This window comes from Enterobacter asburiae (genome assembly GCF_007035645.1).
Taxonomy (GTDB): Bacteria; Pseudomonadota; Gammaproteobacteria; order Enterobacterales; family Enterobacteriaceae; genus Enterobacter; species Enterobacter asburiae_B.
The window spans coordinates 1,983,350-1,999,638 of the sequence record NZ_AP019632.1; the positions used below are offsets into that span (position 1 = coordinate 1,983,350).

At 54.1% G+C, this 16,289-nt stretch carries 14 protein-coding genes; 4 read left to right on the forward strand and 10 right to left on the reverse strand.

Annotation, left to right across the window (positions count from 1 at the left end):
* Nucleotides 1-3 precede the first annotated feature (3 nt).
* The 3 genes from lapB (at nucleotide 4) to yciH (ending at nucleotide 2,422) form a co-directional block, all read left to right on the forward strand.
* Nucleotides 4-1,173, forward strand: coding sequence for a lipopolysaccharide assembly protein LapB (lapB, locus tag FOY96_RS09410; RefSeq protein ID WP_023335944.1), 1,170 nt, complete (start codon nucleotides 4-6; stop codon nucleotides 1,171-1,173).
* 185 nt (nucleotides 1,174-1,358) lie between these two features.
* A complete protein-coding gene (gene pyrF, locus FOY96_RS09415) occupies nucleotides 1,359-2,096 on the forward strand; it encodes an orotidine-5'-phosphate decarboxylase (protein ID WP_143346887.1) in 738 nt (245 codons plus the stop codon).
* A complete protein-coding gene (yciH, locus tag FOY96_RS09420) occupies nucleotides 2,096-2,422 on the forward strand; it encodes a stress response translation initiation inhibitor YciH (protein WP_143346888.1) in 327 nt (108 codons plus the stop codon). Before pyrF ends, yciH begins: the two co-directional genes overlap by 1 nt.
* 105 nt (nucleotides 2,423-2,527) lie before the next feature.
* On the opposite strand, the gene osmB is transcribed toward yciH, so the two are convergent.
* The 3 genes from osmB to FOY96_RS09435 all read right to left on the reverse strand — a co-directional run bounded on the left by osmB (nucleotide 2,528) and on the right by FOY96_RS09435 (nucleotide 3,988).
* Nucleotides 2,528-2,746, reverse strand: coding sequence for an osmotically-inducible lipoprotein OsmB (osmB, locus tag FOY96_RS09425; protein ID WP_008501216.1), 219 nt, complete (start codon nucleotides 2,744-2,746; stop codon nucleotides 2,528-2,530).
* A 263-nt stretch (nucleotides 2,747-3,009) separates the two neighbouring features.
* Nucleotides 3,010-3,762 carry a DNA-binding transcriptional regulator YciT gene (gene yciT / locus FOY96_RS09430; protein ID WP_023312063.1) on the reverse strand — a complete coding sequence of 251 codons (753 nt, stop codon included), beginning with the start codon at nucleotides 3,760-3,762 and terminating at the stop codon, nucleotides 3,010-3,012.
* 43 nt (nucleotides 3,763-3,805) lie between these two features.
* Nucleotides 3,806-3,988, reverse strand: a complete 183-nt coding sequence (locus FOY96_RS09435) for a YciZ family protein (protein WP_024907126.1) — start codon at nucleotides 3,986-3,988, stop codon at nucleotides 3,806-3,808.
* A 193-nt stretch (nucleotides 3,989-4,181) separates the two neighbouring features.
* Between FOY96_RS09435 and FOY96_RS09440 the strand changes: the two genes are divergently transcribed.
* Nucleotides 4,182-5,051, forward strand: coding sequence for a crotonase/enoyl-CoA hydratase family protein (locus tag FOY96_RS09440; protein ID WP_143346889.1), 870 nt, complete (start codon nucleotides 4,182-4,184; stop codon nucleotides 5,049-5,051).
* Here the strand turns inward: FOY96_RS09440 and pdeR are convergent.
* From pdeR to crrC, 7 genes are all read right to left on the reverse strand, one after another.
* Complete coding sequence (gene pdeR, locus FOY96_RS09445) at nucleotides 5,048-7,039, reverse strand: cyclic di-GMP phosphodiesterase (protein WP_143346890.1); 1,992 nt, start codon at nucleotides 7,037-7,039, stop codon at nucleotides 5,048-5,050. The two genes, FOY96_RS09440 and pdeR, sit on opposite strands and share 4 nt — an antisense overlap.
* 323 nt (nucleotides 7,040-7,362) lie before the next feature.
* Nucleotides 7,363-9,297, reverse strand: coding sequence for an exoribonuclease II (locus tag FOY96_RS09450; protein WP_143346891.1), 1,935 nt, complete (start codon nucleotides 9,295-9,297; stop codon nucleotides 7,363-7,365).
* An 88-nt stretch (nucleotides 9,298-9,385) separates the two neighbouring features.
* Entirely contained in the window at nucleotides 9,386-10,372 is a 987-nt protein-coding gene (locus FOY96_RS09455; RefSeq protein WP_094935679.1) for a CMD domain-containing protein, read from the reverse strand.
* 153 nt (nucleotides 10,373-10,525) lie between these two features.
* Entirely contained in the window at nucleotides 10,526-11,314 is a 789-nt protein-coding gene (fabI, locus tag FOY96_RS09460) for an enoyl-ACP reductase FabI (RefSeq protein WP_003856831.1), read from the reverse strand.
* A 270-nt stretch (nucleotides 11,315-11,584) separates the two neighbouring features.
* Entirely contained in the window at nucleotides 11,585-14,680 is a 3,096-nt protein-coding gene (locus FOY96_RS09465) for a multidrug efflux RND transporter permease subunit (RefSeq protein WP_143346892.1), read from the reverse strand.
* A 4-nt stretch (nucleotides 14,681-14,684) separates the two neighbouring features.
* Entirely contained in the window at nucleotides 14,685-15,593 is a 909-nt protein-coding gene (locus FOY96_RS09470; RefSeq protein WP_063441951.1) for an ABC transporter six-transmembrane domain-containing protein, read from the reverse strand.
* 123 nt (nucleotides 15,594-15,716) lie between these two features.
* Complete coding sequence (gene crrC / locus FOY96_RS09475; RefSeq protein WP_143346893.1) at nucleotides 15,717-16,127, reverse strand: colistin resistant protein CrrC; 411 nt, start codon at nucleotides 16,125-16,127, stop codon at nucleotides 15,717-15,719.
* Nucleotides 16,128-16,289 lie beyond the last annotated feature (162 nt).

Here is a 16,289-nt window from a genome sequence, read left to right on the forward strand (position 1 = left end):
ACTATGCTGGAGTTGTTGTTTCTGCTTTTGCCTGTAGCCGCAGCCTATGGCTGGTATATGGGCCGCAGAAGTGCGCAACAAACAAAACAGGATGAGGCCAACCGGCTCTCCCGCGACTACGTTGCGGGGGTGAACTTCCTCCTGAGCAATCAGCAGGACAAAGCGGTAGATCTGTTCCTCGATATGCTGAAAGAGGATACGGGGACGGTTGAAGCGCATCTCACCCTGGGCAACCTGTTCCGCTCGCGCGGCGAGGTCGATCGCGCCATTCGCATTCACCAGACTCTGATGGAAAGCGCCTCGCTGACCTACGATCAACGTCTCCTTGCGGTGCAACAGCTGGGGCGGGATTACATGGCCGCGGGGTTGTACGATCGCGCTGAAGATATGTTCGCGCAGCTGGTGGACGAAACAGATTTCCGCATCGGCGCGCTGCAGCAGCTCCTGCAGATTTATCAGGCCACCAGCGACTGGCAGAAAGCCATTGATACCGCTGAACGTCTGGTGAAGCTGGGTAAAGATAAGCAGCGCGTTGAGATCGCCCATTTCTACTGTGAGCTTGCTCTTCAGCAGATGGGCAACGACGACATGGATAAAGCCATGGCGCTGCTGAAGAAAGGCGCCGCCGCGGACCGCAACAGCGCGCGCATCTCCATCATGATGGGGCGCGTCTTTATGGCGAATGGCGACTACGCCAAAGCCGTTGAAAGCCTGCTGCGGGTTATCGACCAGGACAAAGAACTGGTCAGTGAAACGCTGGAAATGCTGCAAACCTGCTATCAACAGCTCGACAAGCAGGAAGAGTGGGTAGCTTTCCTGCGTCGCTGCGTGGAAGAAAATACCGGCGCCACCGCTGAACTGATGCTCTCTGACGTTGTTGAGCAGTATGAGGGAAGCGACACCGCGCAGGTTTATATTACGCGTCAGCTGCAACGTCATCCGACCATGCGGGTGTTCCATAAGCTAATGGATTACCACCTGAACGACGCTGAAGAAGGGCGCGCCAAAGAGAGCCTGATGGTGCTGCGCGACATGGTTGGCGAACAGGTGCGCAGCAAGCCGCGCTATCGCTGCCAGAAGTGTGGTTTTACCGCGTATACGCTCTACTGGCACTGTCCTTCCTGCCGCGCCTGGTCCACCATCAAGCCAATCCGTGGCCTGGACGGGCAGTAATTTTTTAAAACGCCGCATTTTAGTTACAACATACTGAAGGTTTTTCCCTTGTCCTGAACTCCGTGCGGTTTGCCGGCCTGGCAGGCGCGTAAATGGATCCTGTCAATTTGCGGCGTCGGCAGGTAGAATGCTGGCCGTTTATCTGTTCCGCGCCGCTGCGCGCCCATAGACGAAAAGGGCTGGTCATGACGTCTGTTACATCCTCCACTTCCCGCGTAATTACGGATTCTCCTGTTGTTGTTGCGCTTGATTACAATAAGCGTGACGCTGCACTGGCGTTTGTCGACGGCATCGACCCTCGCGACTGCCGTCTGAAAGTTGGCAAAGAGATGTTCACGCTGTTTGGACCGCAAATCGTTCGCGATCTGCAGCAGCGCGGCTTTGACGTTTTCCTCGACCTGAAATTCCACGATATCCCGAATACCACGGCGCACGCGGTTGCCGCAGCCGCAGAGCTGGGCGTATGGATGGTCAACATCCACGCATCGGGTGGGGCAAGAATGATGACGGCCGCCCGTGAGGCGCTCCTGCCGTTCGGTAAAGATGCACCGTTGCTGATTGCGGTCACCGTACTGACCAGTATGGACGAAAACGATCTACGCGACCTGGGCGTGACGTTGTCACCCGCCGAGCATGCCGAACGTCTCGCGCGTCTGACGCAGCATTGCGGCCTGGATGGCGTTGTTTGTTCCGCGCAGGAAGCGGTACGTTTCAAATCAGCGCTGGGCCAGGATTTTAAACTGGTTACGCCGGGTATCCGTCCTGCAGGCAGCGAAGTGGGCGATCAGCGCCGCATTATGACGCCTGAGCAGGCGCTAGCTGCTGGCGTTGACTATATGGTCATCGGGCGTCCGGTGACGCAGTCTGCCAACCCGGCTGAGACGCTTAAGGCTATCAACGCATCGCTGAAAAAGGGGGCCTAATGACCGATTCCAACAGCCGTCTGGTCTATTCAACCGACAGCGGGCGTATAGACGAGCCGAAAGCGAAAGTGGAACGTCCTAAGGGGGACGGCATCGTTCGGATCCAGCGCCAGACCAGTGGACGAAAAGGGAAAGGGGTTTGCCTTATCTCCGGCATTGACCTGGGTGATGCTGAACTGGCAAAGCTGGCGGCCGAGTTGAAAAAGAAATGTGGCTGCGGCGGCGCCGTGAAAGACGGTATTATTGAAATCCAGGGAGATAAGCGCGATTTAATAAAATCTCTGCTGGAAGCCAAAGGGATGAAAGTCAAACTGGCAGGCGGTTAAAATAAATGAGCCACGGCAAATGCCGTGGCTCGTGTTATATACGTGCGTATGTCAGACCTGAAATGCGTTCAAATATCGCAATACCGGGGAAGGCTTAGAGAATAATTATTTGCCAACCTGGTGACCGATAATACCACCGACAGCAGCGCCACCTAATGTACCCAGCGTACTACCATCCGTTAATACTGCACCACCGAGAGCACCGGCACCGGCACCAATAGCGGTGTTACGGTCACGTTTAGACCAGTTAGAGCACGCGCTCAGGGACATTGCTACAGTGATTGCCAGAACAGCGGCGGCTAATTTTTTGCTGGTTAAGGTCATAATACTTTCTCCTGAATTATCGATTCACGGAAAGATGTACACGTTAAGTATAGACGAATCGAATACTTAATTCTGTTCTCCGTGAAAGCTGGTCGCGCAGGCGTTACGTAATCACGCAGGTGATAGTCACTTCCTGTTATATCGCTAACATTAATTTTACGACTTTAATGCAGGTTAAACAGGTAAAAACTCTTAAAGAAGTACCAGGAATCATCTCAGAGAAAGAAGGGCGTATGCGCCCGAAATTCGGGCGCGGAGGGAACTCAGGCGGTCGTTTTAATAATATTGACGATCAGCCCGTCATCTTCCAGTTTATTACGGTGCGCATCGCTCAACCGTTCATCGGTAATCACGCGGCTAAAGCGTGAAACCGGGCCCATCGTATAAGGGTGAACGGCGCCAAATTTAGAGCTGTCGGTCAGCACAATGGCTTCACACTCTTTTTCCAGCACGGCATTCACCACGTCGGAGCGCATCATATCCCGGCCGGTAAAACCTGTCTCCGGTTGCCAGCCGTCAATCCCGATAAAGGCCTTGCTGAAATGAACCTGCTGAACATACTGACGGGTCAGCGGGCCTACCATGCTTTCACTTTTTTTCTGGTAAATACCGCCCAGCAGAATCACCTCGCAGCGCGTCTCTTTGAGCAAATGCGCGATATAGCTGCTGACGGTGATGATGGTAACGTCTTTTTGATCGGCAAGCGTGCGCGCCAGAAGGGCATTGCTGCTGCCGTTTTCAATAAAGACGGTCTCGCCGTTGTTCACCAGGGACGCGGCAAATTCCGCCAGTTCACGTTTGAGCGCGTAGTTATTCATCATGCGCGTCTCGACGTCATCACTGTCCAGCGGGACAGCATATCCGTGAGCGCGACGCAGGTAGCTCTGTTTTTCCAGCAGATTAAGATCCTGACGGATGGTGACTTCAGAAACGCCGGTGGTTTTAGCGAGATCGACTACGCTTACGCGTCCCTGATCGATGACCATCTGCAAAATGAGTTGTTGTCGGGAATTCATAGCATCCATTTAATAAAGCGAAACGAGGTCGGAGACGGTGGGATTAAACTTCCCACGGAGCTTTTGGCTGTCTGTTTTCTGGCGCATTGTCAGCACCATTCTGAGCAAGAAGTTCAGACTTCAGGATCTCGAGATTACGGATAGCAGAGTGATAATCGCCCGCCACCAGGATATCCAGCACGGTATCAATTCGTTGTGCTACAGCTTGTGCGTCAATAGTCGACATAATCTCACCCCAGGCGCGAAAAGTTAATATTTTCAATGATGCAGAAAATAGGTTCAAAAGAGAAGGGAAAAAATGCAATAACTAAATTACATAAACGTAAGTGATAAATTTATTCCCCCTCATGCAGCAGGCTTAATGACTGGATTAGTCTAAAACTGCGCGCAAGGCGCTTTTTTATAAGAGGAATTAGACTATGACAGTTATCAATCAGCCTACCTGCACACTGTTTACCGATACTGAACGGTTCACTCAGCTGTCAGGGTATTACGAGGCGGAGCGTCACACGGTCTGGATGATGCTGCGGGCTCAGCCACGTCCTTGCTTTAACCATGCGTTAATAGAGGAGATCATGAACTTTTTATGGCTGGTTCGCCAGTCTGGGTTTGCGGTTGATTTTTGGGTAACCGGATCGCTGGTTCCCGAGATGTACAATACGGGCGGTGATTTACAGTTCTTCGTCGAGTGCATTCAGAACGGACGTCGGGAAGCGTTACGGGCGTACGCTCGCGCCTGCGTTGATTGCGTCCATGCGGCCTCACGGGGGTTTGATACGGGAGCCATCACTCTGGCAATGGTAGAAGGCAGTGCGTTAGGGGGCGGGTTTGAGGCCGCTCTGGCGCACCATTTCGTCCTGGCTCAGCGCGATGCCCGTTTAGGTTTCCCGGAGATAGCCTTCAACCTGTTTCCGGGTATGGGAGGATATTCCCTGGTTGCACGCCGTGCAGGCATGAAGCTGGCGGAGGAACTCATCTACAAAGGGGAATCCCATACGGCTGAATGGTACGAACAGCACGGGCTGGTGGATGTCCTGTTTGAACCGGGACAAAGCTATGTCTCCACCCGAACCTTCATCGACACGCTGCGGCCAAAACTGAATGGCGTAAGGGCGATGCTGCGCGCCCGTACGCGCGTTCTGCAATTGCCTCGCAGTGAACTGATGGACATCACGGAAGACTGGGTTGATGCCGCTTTCTGCCTGGAGCCGAAAGATATCGCCTACATGGAGCGTCTGGTCACGCTGCAAAACCGCCATCACGCGGCGGGCCTGCGTAAAGCCAGTTAACATTGATTTCGCGCTTGATATCGTTTTAGCCATCGCTCGAATGCGGCAGCGGGCATCGGCTTAGCAAACAGAAAACCCTGCCGTTCGTTGACGCCGTTCTTGGTCAGAAAGGCGTCTTCTTTTGCATTCTCCACACCCTCGGCAATCACCTGCAGATTTAACGCCTGCGCCACCGCGACGATAGCGCGCACCAGTGACTGGGAAATAGACTGCTTATGAATATCCCTGACGAAAGATTGATCGAGCTTAATGGCGTCGATAGGGAAGCGGGCCAGCTGAGAAAGGGAAGAGTAGCCGGTGCCAAAATCATCCAGATGAATTTGCGCCCCGAGTCGGCTGAACTGCTGGATCACGGACAGCGCCAGCTCTTCATTTTCGATAAGACAGCTTTCGGTCAACTCAACGTCGACCGGGCAGTATTCAAAATTCAGATCCTTCAGCGCCTGCTTTAAGTCGCTGAAAATAGTCTGGTCGGCCAGCTGGCGTGCAGAGACGTTCACCGCCACGCGCAGGTTTATTCCCTTATCGCGCCATTTTGCCACCTGACGAACCACGTCGAGCATCACCCAGCGGCCCAGCGGCACAATCAACCCCGACTCTTCGGCATAAGAGATAAACTCCAGCGGCGGGATCAGGCCGCGTTCTGGTGATTGCCAGCGGACCAGCGCTTCAAGGCTTCTGACTTCTCCGCGCCAGGTTATTTTCGGCTGATAGTGGATCAGAAGCTGATCGTTATCCAGGGCCTTGCGCAGGTTGGTATCCAGCCAGAGATACTCAAATACGCGCTGGTTCATCTCGGGTGAGAAGACGCAGAACTTGCCCCGGCCGTTCTCTTTGGCAGTGTACATGGCGGTATCGGCGTTGCGAATAACGCTTTCCCGGTCGTTTCCGTGCTGCGGGGCGAGGGCAATACCCAGAGAGCAGCCGGTATAAATCTCAATCAGACCGATTCGGAACGGCTGGCGCAGGCGGGTTAAAATGCGCGACGCCATCGCCTCCAGAGAGCCCTGAGAGGTATTGGTGGCCATGACGATAAACTCATCGCCGCCAAGACGCGCCAGCACCTGTTCTTCATCCAGACAGCTCAAGATGGCGAGGGCGACAGCCTGCAACAGCTGATCGCCAAACATATGCCCGTAAGCGTCGTTGACCTTTTTAAAGTTATCCAGATCGAGATACACCACGCCCACCTGCGTGTCGCCGCGGTTGTCGATGGCGTCAGAAATCAGATCGTGGATCGCATTGCGGTTGGGCAGGCCGGTGATGGTATCGGTATTGGCCAGCACGCGCAGTCGTTCCTGAGCGCGGCGCTCCTCGGTAATATCTGTCCCGGAACAGATAAGGAAAATTTCATTTTTACCGCTGCCGCTGTGCACGAATTTGTTTCTGAACAGAAAAAGGCGCTGCCCTTTACGCGTTTTGATCCAGCGTTCGACTTCGTAGGAGCTGCCGTTGCGAAAAAAACCGGTAATATTGCGCTTTGAGGCTGCCGCTTCGCTGCGGCTCATAAACAGCTTAAACACGTTCTGCCCAATCACTTCTTGCTCTTTCAGGCCGGTGTACTCTTCGCTAAGCCGGTTAAAACGCTGAATATTGCCGTGCTGATCGAGAATAACAATGACGGAGTTGGCCTCTGAGACAACCTGTTCCGCGAAAGAGAGCCCCTGAGCCAGATCGCGCGCCACGGAGGGTGTATCGTTCCAGGCGGAAGCGGTGCCTGCCCACTCGTTGCGGGTAATTTTACGGCCCACAAGATGAACCGGGACATCTTCCCCGTACAGGGAGAGCGACATGGAAATGCTGGAGGTAATAACGGTTAAATGACGGATGAGATCGGCCTGTTCATCGTCCAGCGCCACGACCTGAGTGACATCGGCATTTTCGCTGGTGGAGAGGTGCAGAGCGTTGCTGTCGGCTGACAGGCGCCACCACGGGCTGTGAGTCCCCATGTAGCGAAACAGCAAATTCTGCTCCAGATCGTCCATCATGTTTTCTCCCGCAGCTGTTCATTAGCGCACAAATTATTCATTTGCTGTCGACTTTTCCGTTGAGAAACAGCGGCAAAACCGAAGTGAACCTGTTGTTTTTCCCTGCTTTCTTATAATAAAACGAGTCAGGTTAAAAAGGATACTGAGCGTATAGAAATTCACGTAACCGAATATAACAACACTCTTTTACTGTAGATAATTATGGCGGTTTTGGGCGAAGGGATACTGAAAATAGTAAGGAAAAATAATGATTTTGTGGCGGGCATAAAAAGAAAAATTGTCGGCCCTTCCGGAAAGGAAACGGCCGACAATTGAACCGGTTATCAGGCGACAGGGCGCGCGATAATACTGCGGGTTTCCATGCGAACTTCGGCGATAGTAACGTCAATCACGTCGGTGACTTTGTAAACTGTTTCACCTTTAATTTGCACGGTACCGTTTTCCTGGCTACAGACCATTTCGTCACGAACCGCGTGCAGGAACGGCGCAGGAATAAACGCGACAGCACCGTTATCGACCAGACGGACGCGCATGCCCCCGCGGCTGATATCGATGATCTCTGCGGCGAAACGGGTGTCCGTACCGGCTTTATCCTGCAGGAAACGTGCGTACAGCCAGTCACCAACGTCACGCTCGGCCATGCGGTTCAGACGGCGACGATCGGCCATCTGCAGCGTGGTGTCCTCCTGAGGACGGGCAATGGTTTCACCTTTGATAATCGCTTTCAGCAGGCGGTGGTTAACCATATCGCCATACTTACGGATCGGCGATGTCCAGGTGGCGTAAGCTTCGAGGCCAAGGCCAAAGTGCGGGCCAGGCTCGGTGCTGATTTCAGCGAAGGACTGGAAGCGACGAATGCGGCTGTCCAGGAAGCCCGACGGCTGCGCGTCCAGCTCGCGGCGAAGCTTGCAGAAGCCCGGCAGCGTCAGCACTTCTTCCGGATCAACGTGCACATCGTGATTTTTCAGCAGGGCCGCCAGCGCTTCGGTATTCGCCGGATCAAACCCAGTGTGGACGTTGTAAATGCCAAAGCCCAGTTTGTCGCGCAGCACGCGTGCGGCACAGATGTTGGCGGAAATCATCGCCTCTTCAACGATGCGGTTCGCAATGCGTCGCGGTTCGGCCACGATGTCCAGCACTTCGCCTTTCTCGCCCAGAACAAAGCGATAATCCGGGCGGTCTTTGAACACCAGCGCGTGGGTTTTACGCCACTCGCCGCGGTTGAGGCAGATGCGATGCAGCAGACGGATTTGCGCGGCAATGGCGTCTGATTCAGGTTTCCAGCTACCGGTATTTTCAAGCCAGTCGGACACGTTATCGTAGGCCAGCTTGGCTTTCGATTCGATGGTGGCGGCAAAGAACTCGATATCGTCTTCAATCGCGCCATCTGCGGCGATAATCATGCGGCAGGCAAGGACCGGGCGCACTTCATTTGGACGCAGCGAGCAGAGATCGTCTGACAATTCGCGCGGCAGCATCGGAATGTTGAAGCCCGGCAGGTAGTTGGTGAACGCACGGATTTTAGCCGCGTCATCAAGCTTGCTGCCTTCGGCAATCCAGGCGGTTGGATCGGCAATGGCGACGGTCAGATGCAGTTTGCCATCGGCGCTCTCTTCAGCGTACAGCGCGTCATCCATATCTTCCGTGCTGGCGCTGTCGATGGTGACAAACTCCAGCGCGGTGAGATCGCGGCGCGTCAGACCTTCGTCCTGCATCTCGGTCGCTACGCCGTTCGGCGCTTCTTTTTCAAGATTATGGCGTGCCAGCGTGACCCACCATGGCACGAAATGGTCGGCGCCAAAGGTGATGAACTGGGTCAGCTCAGCATAAAAACCGCGATCGCCTTTCAGAGGATGACGGCGCATTTCTGCTACGGCCCAGTCACCTTCTTTAAAATCATGCTCAACGCCACGGGCGGCGCGGCAGGGAATAGCATCTTTCAGCAGGGGATGATCCGGAACGATAGCAAGACGATCGTCTTTTCTCTGCACCTTGCCCACAAAACGGGTCAGGAACGGTTCGATCAGTTCTTCCGGCTCGGCAGACTCGCGGTCCTTCTCGGTATGAATGACGGCCATGACGCGATCGCCATGCATCACTTTCTTCATCTGCGGAGGCGGAATGAAGTAGCTTTTCTGCGCGTCAACCTCAAGGAAGCCAAAGCCCTTTTCCGTGGCTTTTACGACCCCTTCTGCACGCGGCGTCTGGGAATGCAGTTGCTGTTTAAGCTGCGCTAGCAGCGGGTTGTCCTGAAACATAATGTTCTATTTTCGTAGCCATTGAGCGGCTGACAGTTTTACGCGATTCTCACTGTCTCAGCAAGCGCTCTTTGGGTAATTAGTATGGTTATTCCTCTTTACCAAACGCGACTTTCAGACGATTGAGCCAGCCATCAAACGCGCTGCGGGTAAGCAGCGTGATGGCATGTTCGCCGGGGAGTCCCTGATCCGTGAGCGGGGTAAACTGCGCGGCGCTGAAGCGGTCCGGAGAGCGCGTCAGCAGTTCGACCGCCGCCGAAAGTGCGGGGGACGTCAGCGGGATCGCTTCGCGGGTGTTTAACAGGATTTCTCCGGTCAGGTCGAGCAGCGAAGGCTCATGGCAAAGGACCGGCGTCAGCGCCTCCAGCGCGGGTTCTGCCTGCCAGCGGGACAGCGACTCAAGCTGATGCGCACTCGCATAGCGCAGCTCGACGACGGGCAATAGCGGCACCCAGGCGGCGTGGCTCGCGGGCAGCGTGTGCGGCTGAATATGATGGCCTGGCAACCAGCGAACGGGGTGTCCTAACAGCGCCTGAAAAACCGCGACCACGCGCGCCTGAAAACCGATAAACCCGATAATCTGGTTAATCACCACAATGTCATATATTGACAGGCCAACCTCATCAAGCTGGTTTTGCGCTTTATCATCAATCACATCAGGAGAGCTGGCGAGCTGGCGGGCGTACTGCGTAATTTGCGCCAGACGTCGGTTGCTTTCGCGCGAGGAGTCCGGGCCGGGAAGCGGGGCGAGGAGGGCGGCGTAATGGTTACAAAGCCGCTGAACCCCACAGGCCTGGGCGACCGTTAGCGCGGTGCTGAGCCGATCGTAGGCGCTGAGCGTATGCAGGCGGTTCACGGGAATCGAGAGCGGAAACAGCTGGTGGCACAAGGCTCTGGCAGGGGTAAGCCAGCCAGAACAGGCGGTGACAATCTCATCAGGCAGGGCTAAATCGAGCAAAAAACGATCGTCGACGTTAGCGGCTTCGGGCACCAGAGGCAGAACATCTGTCTGCGCGTGGTTCGACTGGGTCTCGTGATACCAGTGGCCTTTGCCGGAAAAACGGCGTTGTTCCATGTGCGTTCCTTGATCTCAAAATGGCGATCAATATCCTGGCGTAAGGCAGATAAAGGGAAAAATATTGTTAGGTGATAACAAATAGCAGAACGGAATAACGAAGGGGTGGTGCGGGGGGAAAACTCTCTTCCCGTGCGGGAAGAGAGTCACAGCTTATTTAATTTCCAGCTCGTTCATTGCAGCGATGTTGAAGCCGCCGTCAACGTGAACCACTTCACCGGAGATACCAGCGGAAAGGTCAGAGCACAGGAATGCTGCAGAGTTACCCACATCTTCAATGGTAACGGTACGACGAATTGGGGTAACCGCTTCGCAGTGTGCCAGCATTTTACGGAAATCTTTAATACCGGAAGCTGCCAGGGTGCGGATAGGACCTGCAGAGATGGCGTTAACGCGCACGCCTTCAGGACCCATTGCGTTCGCCATGTAGCGTACGTTGGCTTCCAGAGAGGCTTTCGCCAGGCCCATAACGTTGTAGTTAGGGATAGCACGCTCAGCGCCCAGATAGGACAGGGTCAGCAGGGCTGCGCCCGGGTTCAGCATCGCGCGGCAGGATTTCGCCATCGCAACGAAGCTGTAGGAGCTGATGTCGTGAGCGATTTTGAAGCCATCACGGGTAACCGCGTTCACGTAGTCGCCGTCCAGCTGGTCGCCAGGAGCGAAGCCAATGGAGTGAACGAAACCGTCGAATTTCGGCCATGCTTTTGCCAGTTCAGCAAACATGCCGTCGATGCTTTCGTCTTGTGCAACGTCACATTCCAGAACGATGCTGGAACCCAGCTGCGCGGCAAACTCTTCAACACGGCCTTTCAGCTTGTCGTTCTGGTAGGTGAACGCCAGCTCAGCGCCTTCGCGATGCATTGCCTGTGCGATGCCGTATGCGATGGACAGTTTGCTGGCAACGCCAGTCACCAGAATGCGCTTACCGGAAAGAAAACCCATAGCTTTAATCCTTATATTCATTACTAATTTTGCCTTGTAATTCATAGCGTTACAGGCAGTATTTCAAAATCATTCGAAATTAGCTCGAAATTATAGCCCACTCACAGCCCCTTGTGTCACGATATTTCTCGCTGTTCTCCGAAGACGCCTGCCCCGAAGAATGCGCCGCGGACTCGCGGGGGCTCAAAATTTCAGCATTCGTCCAGTATATCACCCGGCAACAGGTTCACCTCATCCAACCAGCGAGGAAGCGCGATCCCGCGAGGGTATTCACGCTTTCCTGAGATTGTCGATGAAGCGCGCGATGACGATAAAGAAAACCGGTACGAAGAAAATGGCGAGAAGCGTACCGCTAATCATGCCGCCAAATACGCCGGTACCGATGGCATGCTGCGTACTGTCGCTCGCACCATTGGCCAGCATCAACGGAACAACCCCTAAGGTGAAGGCTAACGACGTCATCAGAATAGGGCGCAGGCGCTGGCCGGCGGCATGAATGGTTGCCGCCAGCAGGGGCTGACCCTGGCGATGGAGCTGCCTCGCAAATTCAACAATCAGAATGGCGTTCTTGGCCGACAGGCCGATAAGCGTAATCAGGCCGACCTTGAAGAAAACGTCATTCGTCATGCCGGCAACGGACACCGCGATCACCGCGCCGATAAGACCCAGCGGAACGACCAGCATGACCGCAAATGGAATAGACCAGCTCTCATACAGGGCGGCTAGCACCATAAACACGACCAGTATCGACAGGACGATAAGGCCCGGAAGCTGAGATTCCGATTTTCTCTCCTGCAATGAACTGCCTGCCCACTCGCCAGCCATGCCCTGAGGTAAATCTCTGGACAAACTCTCCATAACCTTCATTGCGGTGCCGCTGGACTCTCCCGGCGCCGCATTTCCGGTAATGCGAATAGCCGAATATCCCTGATAACGCGTCAACTGCTGGGGCGCAACGTGCCAGGAAAGCGTGGCAAACGTCGATACCGGCACCATCTGTCCCATCCGGTTTTTCACTGATAATGTCAGTATCTGCTCAGGCTGCATTCGGTAAGGCGCATCGGCCTGAATAATCACCTGCTGGACGCGGCCGTTGTTCGTATAGTCATTGACGTAATTTGAGCCCAGGGTGACGGAGAGCGTCTGGTTGATTTCATCAAATGCGACGCCCATCGCTTCCGCCTTTTCTCTGTCCACCTGGAGCGCAAGGCTTGTTCCTTCCGGCAGACCGTCTATATACACGTCACTCAGTTCAGGGCGCTGGTTGGCCTGCAGGACCAGAGCGTCGGCAGCGCGCTTTAACGCCTCGTAGCCCAGTCCCGCTCTGTCCTGCACGTACCAGGTGAAGCCCGACGAGGTGCCCATATCCGAAATGGCCGGCGGGAGCAGGCTCATCGTGACGGCATCAGAGACGTTTGCCATGCTGGCCTGTATCCGGTCGGCTTCCCCCTGGGCCGTCGAGCCCTGCCGATCTTTCCAGTCCTTCAGCGTGGTGAAGGCCATAGCCGAGTTAGGTCCTGAACCTGAAAATCCAAACCCCAGGATCATAATGTTGCTTTCAATATCCGGCCGGGCCGCAATTTCCTCTTCAAATTTTTTAACCACGTTGAGGGTACGCTGCATCGTGGCATCTGAAGGCAGCTGGATTGAGGACATAAAGTAGCCCTGATCTTCGTCCGGCAGAAAGGACGACGGTAACGAAGACAATCCCAAAAACAGCGCAGCACAAAGCGCAGCGTACAGGAGCAGCATACGCCCGGTTCGCTTCAGAACGGCACCCAGCCCGGCTTCGTAACTGGCGGTGAGCGAACGAAAGCGCGCGTTAAACCCGACCGCGAATCTTCCGCCTCCGCTCTTTCCTGGCTTATGCGGCTTGAGTAACGTTGCGCACAGGGCAGGCGTCAGCGTCAGGGCAAGAAACGCGGACAGCAGTATGGAGACCGCCATGGAAATACAAAATTGTCGGTAGATAATCCCGACGGATCCTTCCGCAAACCCCATGGGGATAAAGACGGCGGTCAGCACCAGCGTGATGCCAATAATCGCCGGGGTGATTTCCTGCATGGCTTGCCGCGTGGCGTCACGCGGAGACAGGCTTTTTTCCTCCATCAGTCGTTCAACGTTCTCCACGACCACGATGGCATCATCAACGATAATCCCTATTGCCAGCACCATGCCGAACATCGTCAGAATATTGATGGAGTAGCCGCTCAATAGCATCACCGTGAAGGTGCCAAGAAGCGCGACGGGAGCAACAATCGCCGGGATAAGCGTACAGCGTATCTTGTGCAGAAACAGCAGCATAACCAGGAAGACGAGGACCATCGCTTCCACAAATGTCTGAACAACTTTCATGATAGAAAGTTTTACAAACGGCGCGGTGTCGAAGGGGATCGTAAATGCCATTCCTTCGGGTAACACCCGGGAAAGTTCGTCGATGCGCACCCGTACGCCGGAAGCCGTGCTCATCGCATTCGCGCCAGGCGAGAGCTGAATTGCCGCCGCCGTTGCGGGCACGCCATTTTCACGGATACCAAAAGCGTAGCTTTGCAGGCCAGATTCAATCCGCGCAATGTCGGACAATTTCAGGCGGGCACCGGATGCGTCAGATTTCAGGGTGATATTCCTGAACGCCTCAACCGAGGAGAGCTGTCCCTTCACGGTGATGGGATACGTCACCCCTTGTCCTGCAGAGGCTGGCTCATCTCCCGTTTTGCCGGGCGAAACCAGGGCATTTTGCTGGCCAACGGCGGTAAGAACATCGCTTACCGAAAGCCCGTAGCCGTGGAGCTTCATGGGATCCAACCAGATGCGCAGCGCTTTTTCGCCGCCAAACAGCTGAACTTTCCCTACGCCGGGCACGCGACGAAGCTCGTCACTGACGTTTCTGGCAAAATAGTCGCTTAAATCGGCTTCCTCAAATTGACCCGTCGCCGACTTCAGCCCCACCATCATTAAAAAGCCAGAGTTAGCGGCCTCGACGTTGATGCCGTTTTGCCTTACCGCCTGAGGCAGACGAGGCTCGACGATCTTAATCTGATTCTGCAGATCCATCTGCGCCAGCTTGATGTCCGTGCCCGGTTTAAAGGTGACGGTAATCGATGCCGAACCGGTTGTGTCACTGGATGATTCAAAGTAGAGCAAATTATCTACGCCGGAGATTTCGCGCTCGATTAACGATACCACCGACGTGTTCATGATATCGGGGCTGGCCCCGGGGTAACTGACGGAAATAATGATTCCAGGCGGCGCCACCGCCGGATACTGCGCAACCGGCAAACGGGGAATAGACAGGAGCCCTGCCAGAACGATAAAAAGCGCCACTACCCAGGCGAAAACGGGGCGTTCGATAAAAAAATGCGGCATTAAATTAACGTCCGGTTACGTGAATTTCATCATCAGTGGATACGCGCTTGCCGATATCCCTGAGCTGCGAAAATTTCTCAAGAAGCTGCGGCGCGTCATCGAGGCTCGTCGCGAACATCCACATGTAGGTCATCACCGAGTAAATATGTCCGGCGGTGATGCCGGTTGAGCGCGTCATCCAGACGATGGTCAGCGTAAAAAGCGCGGCAACAAGCACGCCGACCCACAAATAACCCCACGCCTCGCGGTCAGATAATGCGATACGCAAACGCGCCAGCGTGGAGTAATGGCGGTGAAGGGTAGCCGTGCCCGCCTTATGGACATAATCCACTTCTTTTTCCAGCCGATTATTCAGGCGCATGAACAGCCATTCATTTTTACGGGCATATCCTGAGACAAATCCGAGCAGGATAAATACAATCGCAAAGCACATGACGCCGGCCCAAAATTCAATAAACAGCAACATGATTGCGGCACCAAAAAGTGAGCTCAGCGAGGTAATAAGCAGGGGAAGGTGCATTTCAAAGAAATCCACATATTCGCGCGAGAGCGTTACCCTGGCGGCGATCGCCGAATGGTTAAGCTGATATTTGCGCTGTGCCAGGACGACGGAAACCGCGAGTCCGGCATAAATGCGTGCAAACGTGCGCGTGTCTACGCTTCGTCTGGCCGCACCGATGAACCACATGCAAAGCACCATCAGGCCATACAGCGCGGCGTTAAGCGTTTCACCGGCGAGGATGGCATTTATCGCGATGCCAGCCAGAACGGGATAAAGTAAAAACGTCACGTTTTCGGCCACCACCAGGAAAAAAGTGACAACCAGTTTTTTCCGGTGCCGTATCGCGAGTTTTTTTAGCGAGTGCATCACTCCGGCAGGTTCAGAAGAACGAAGATTATTACGGTTCATCATTATGGATAAGTTTTATCAGATTCTTAGGTGAGTTATTTTTGTGCAAAATAGCGTGAGGGAGAGTCTACCGCGCGCCTGTTTAGCGGAAATGGGCGGTTTGTGGAGGCTATGTGGAGCAACGGCTCAAATCATTCTCATAATAAGGTACAGCGGGGCTCCACCAAAAAAAATGATCAAATAACACTCGTAGTAAAAGACCAGATCCTCGATATCGGGCATCGCGTTTAACAACACGGTGAACGTAATAATGAGATAAACAAAAATCACCAACAGCCAGAAGGCGACGACGAGTAGCTCAGTCAACGCGCCGGCTTTATTCTGGATTATCAGAGAGACAACCGACAATGCGATGCAGCCATAGATAATGGGTGAAGAGAGCAGCGTTGAGGCGACTTTTTCATCCATTTTGTGTACCAGCATCAGCCAGATATAAAGTAATCCCCAGGACAGCAGCAGGAACAGGGAATATAAGCCCAGTTTTTTAGGAGAGAAATATTTAGAAAGTTCCATGTTCATTATTTCAGCCAACTTCATAAAATCTTTAAGTAACAGGGATAATGTGCAACGCTAAATGTAAAAAGAGTTTTGTCTCAATAGCGATTTTGAACGGGCATTGTCGAGTCATTATTGACGGAATGTGTAGGCTGTATGGAGAAATAACCGGGCATTTAAATCAACCGGGAAATTTTCGTGACC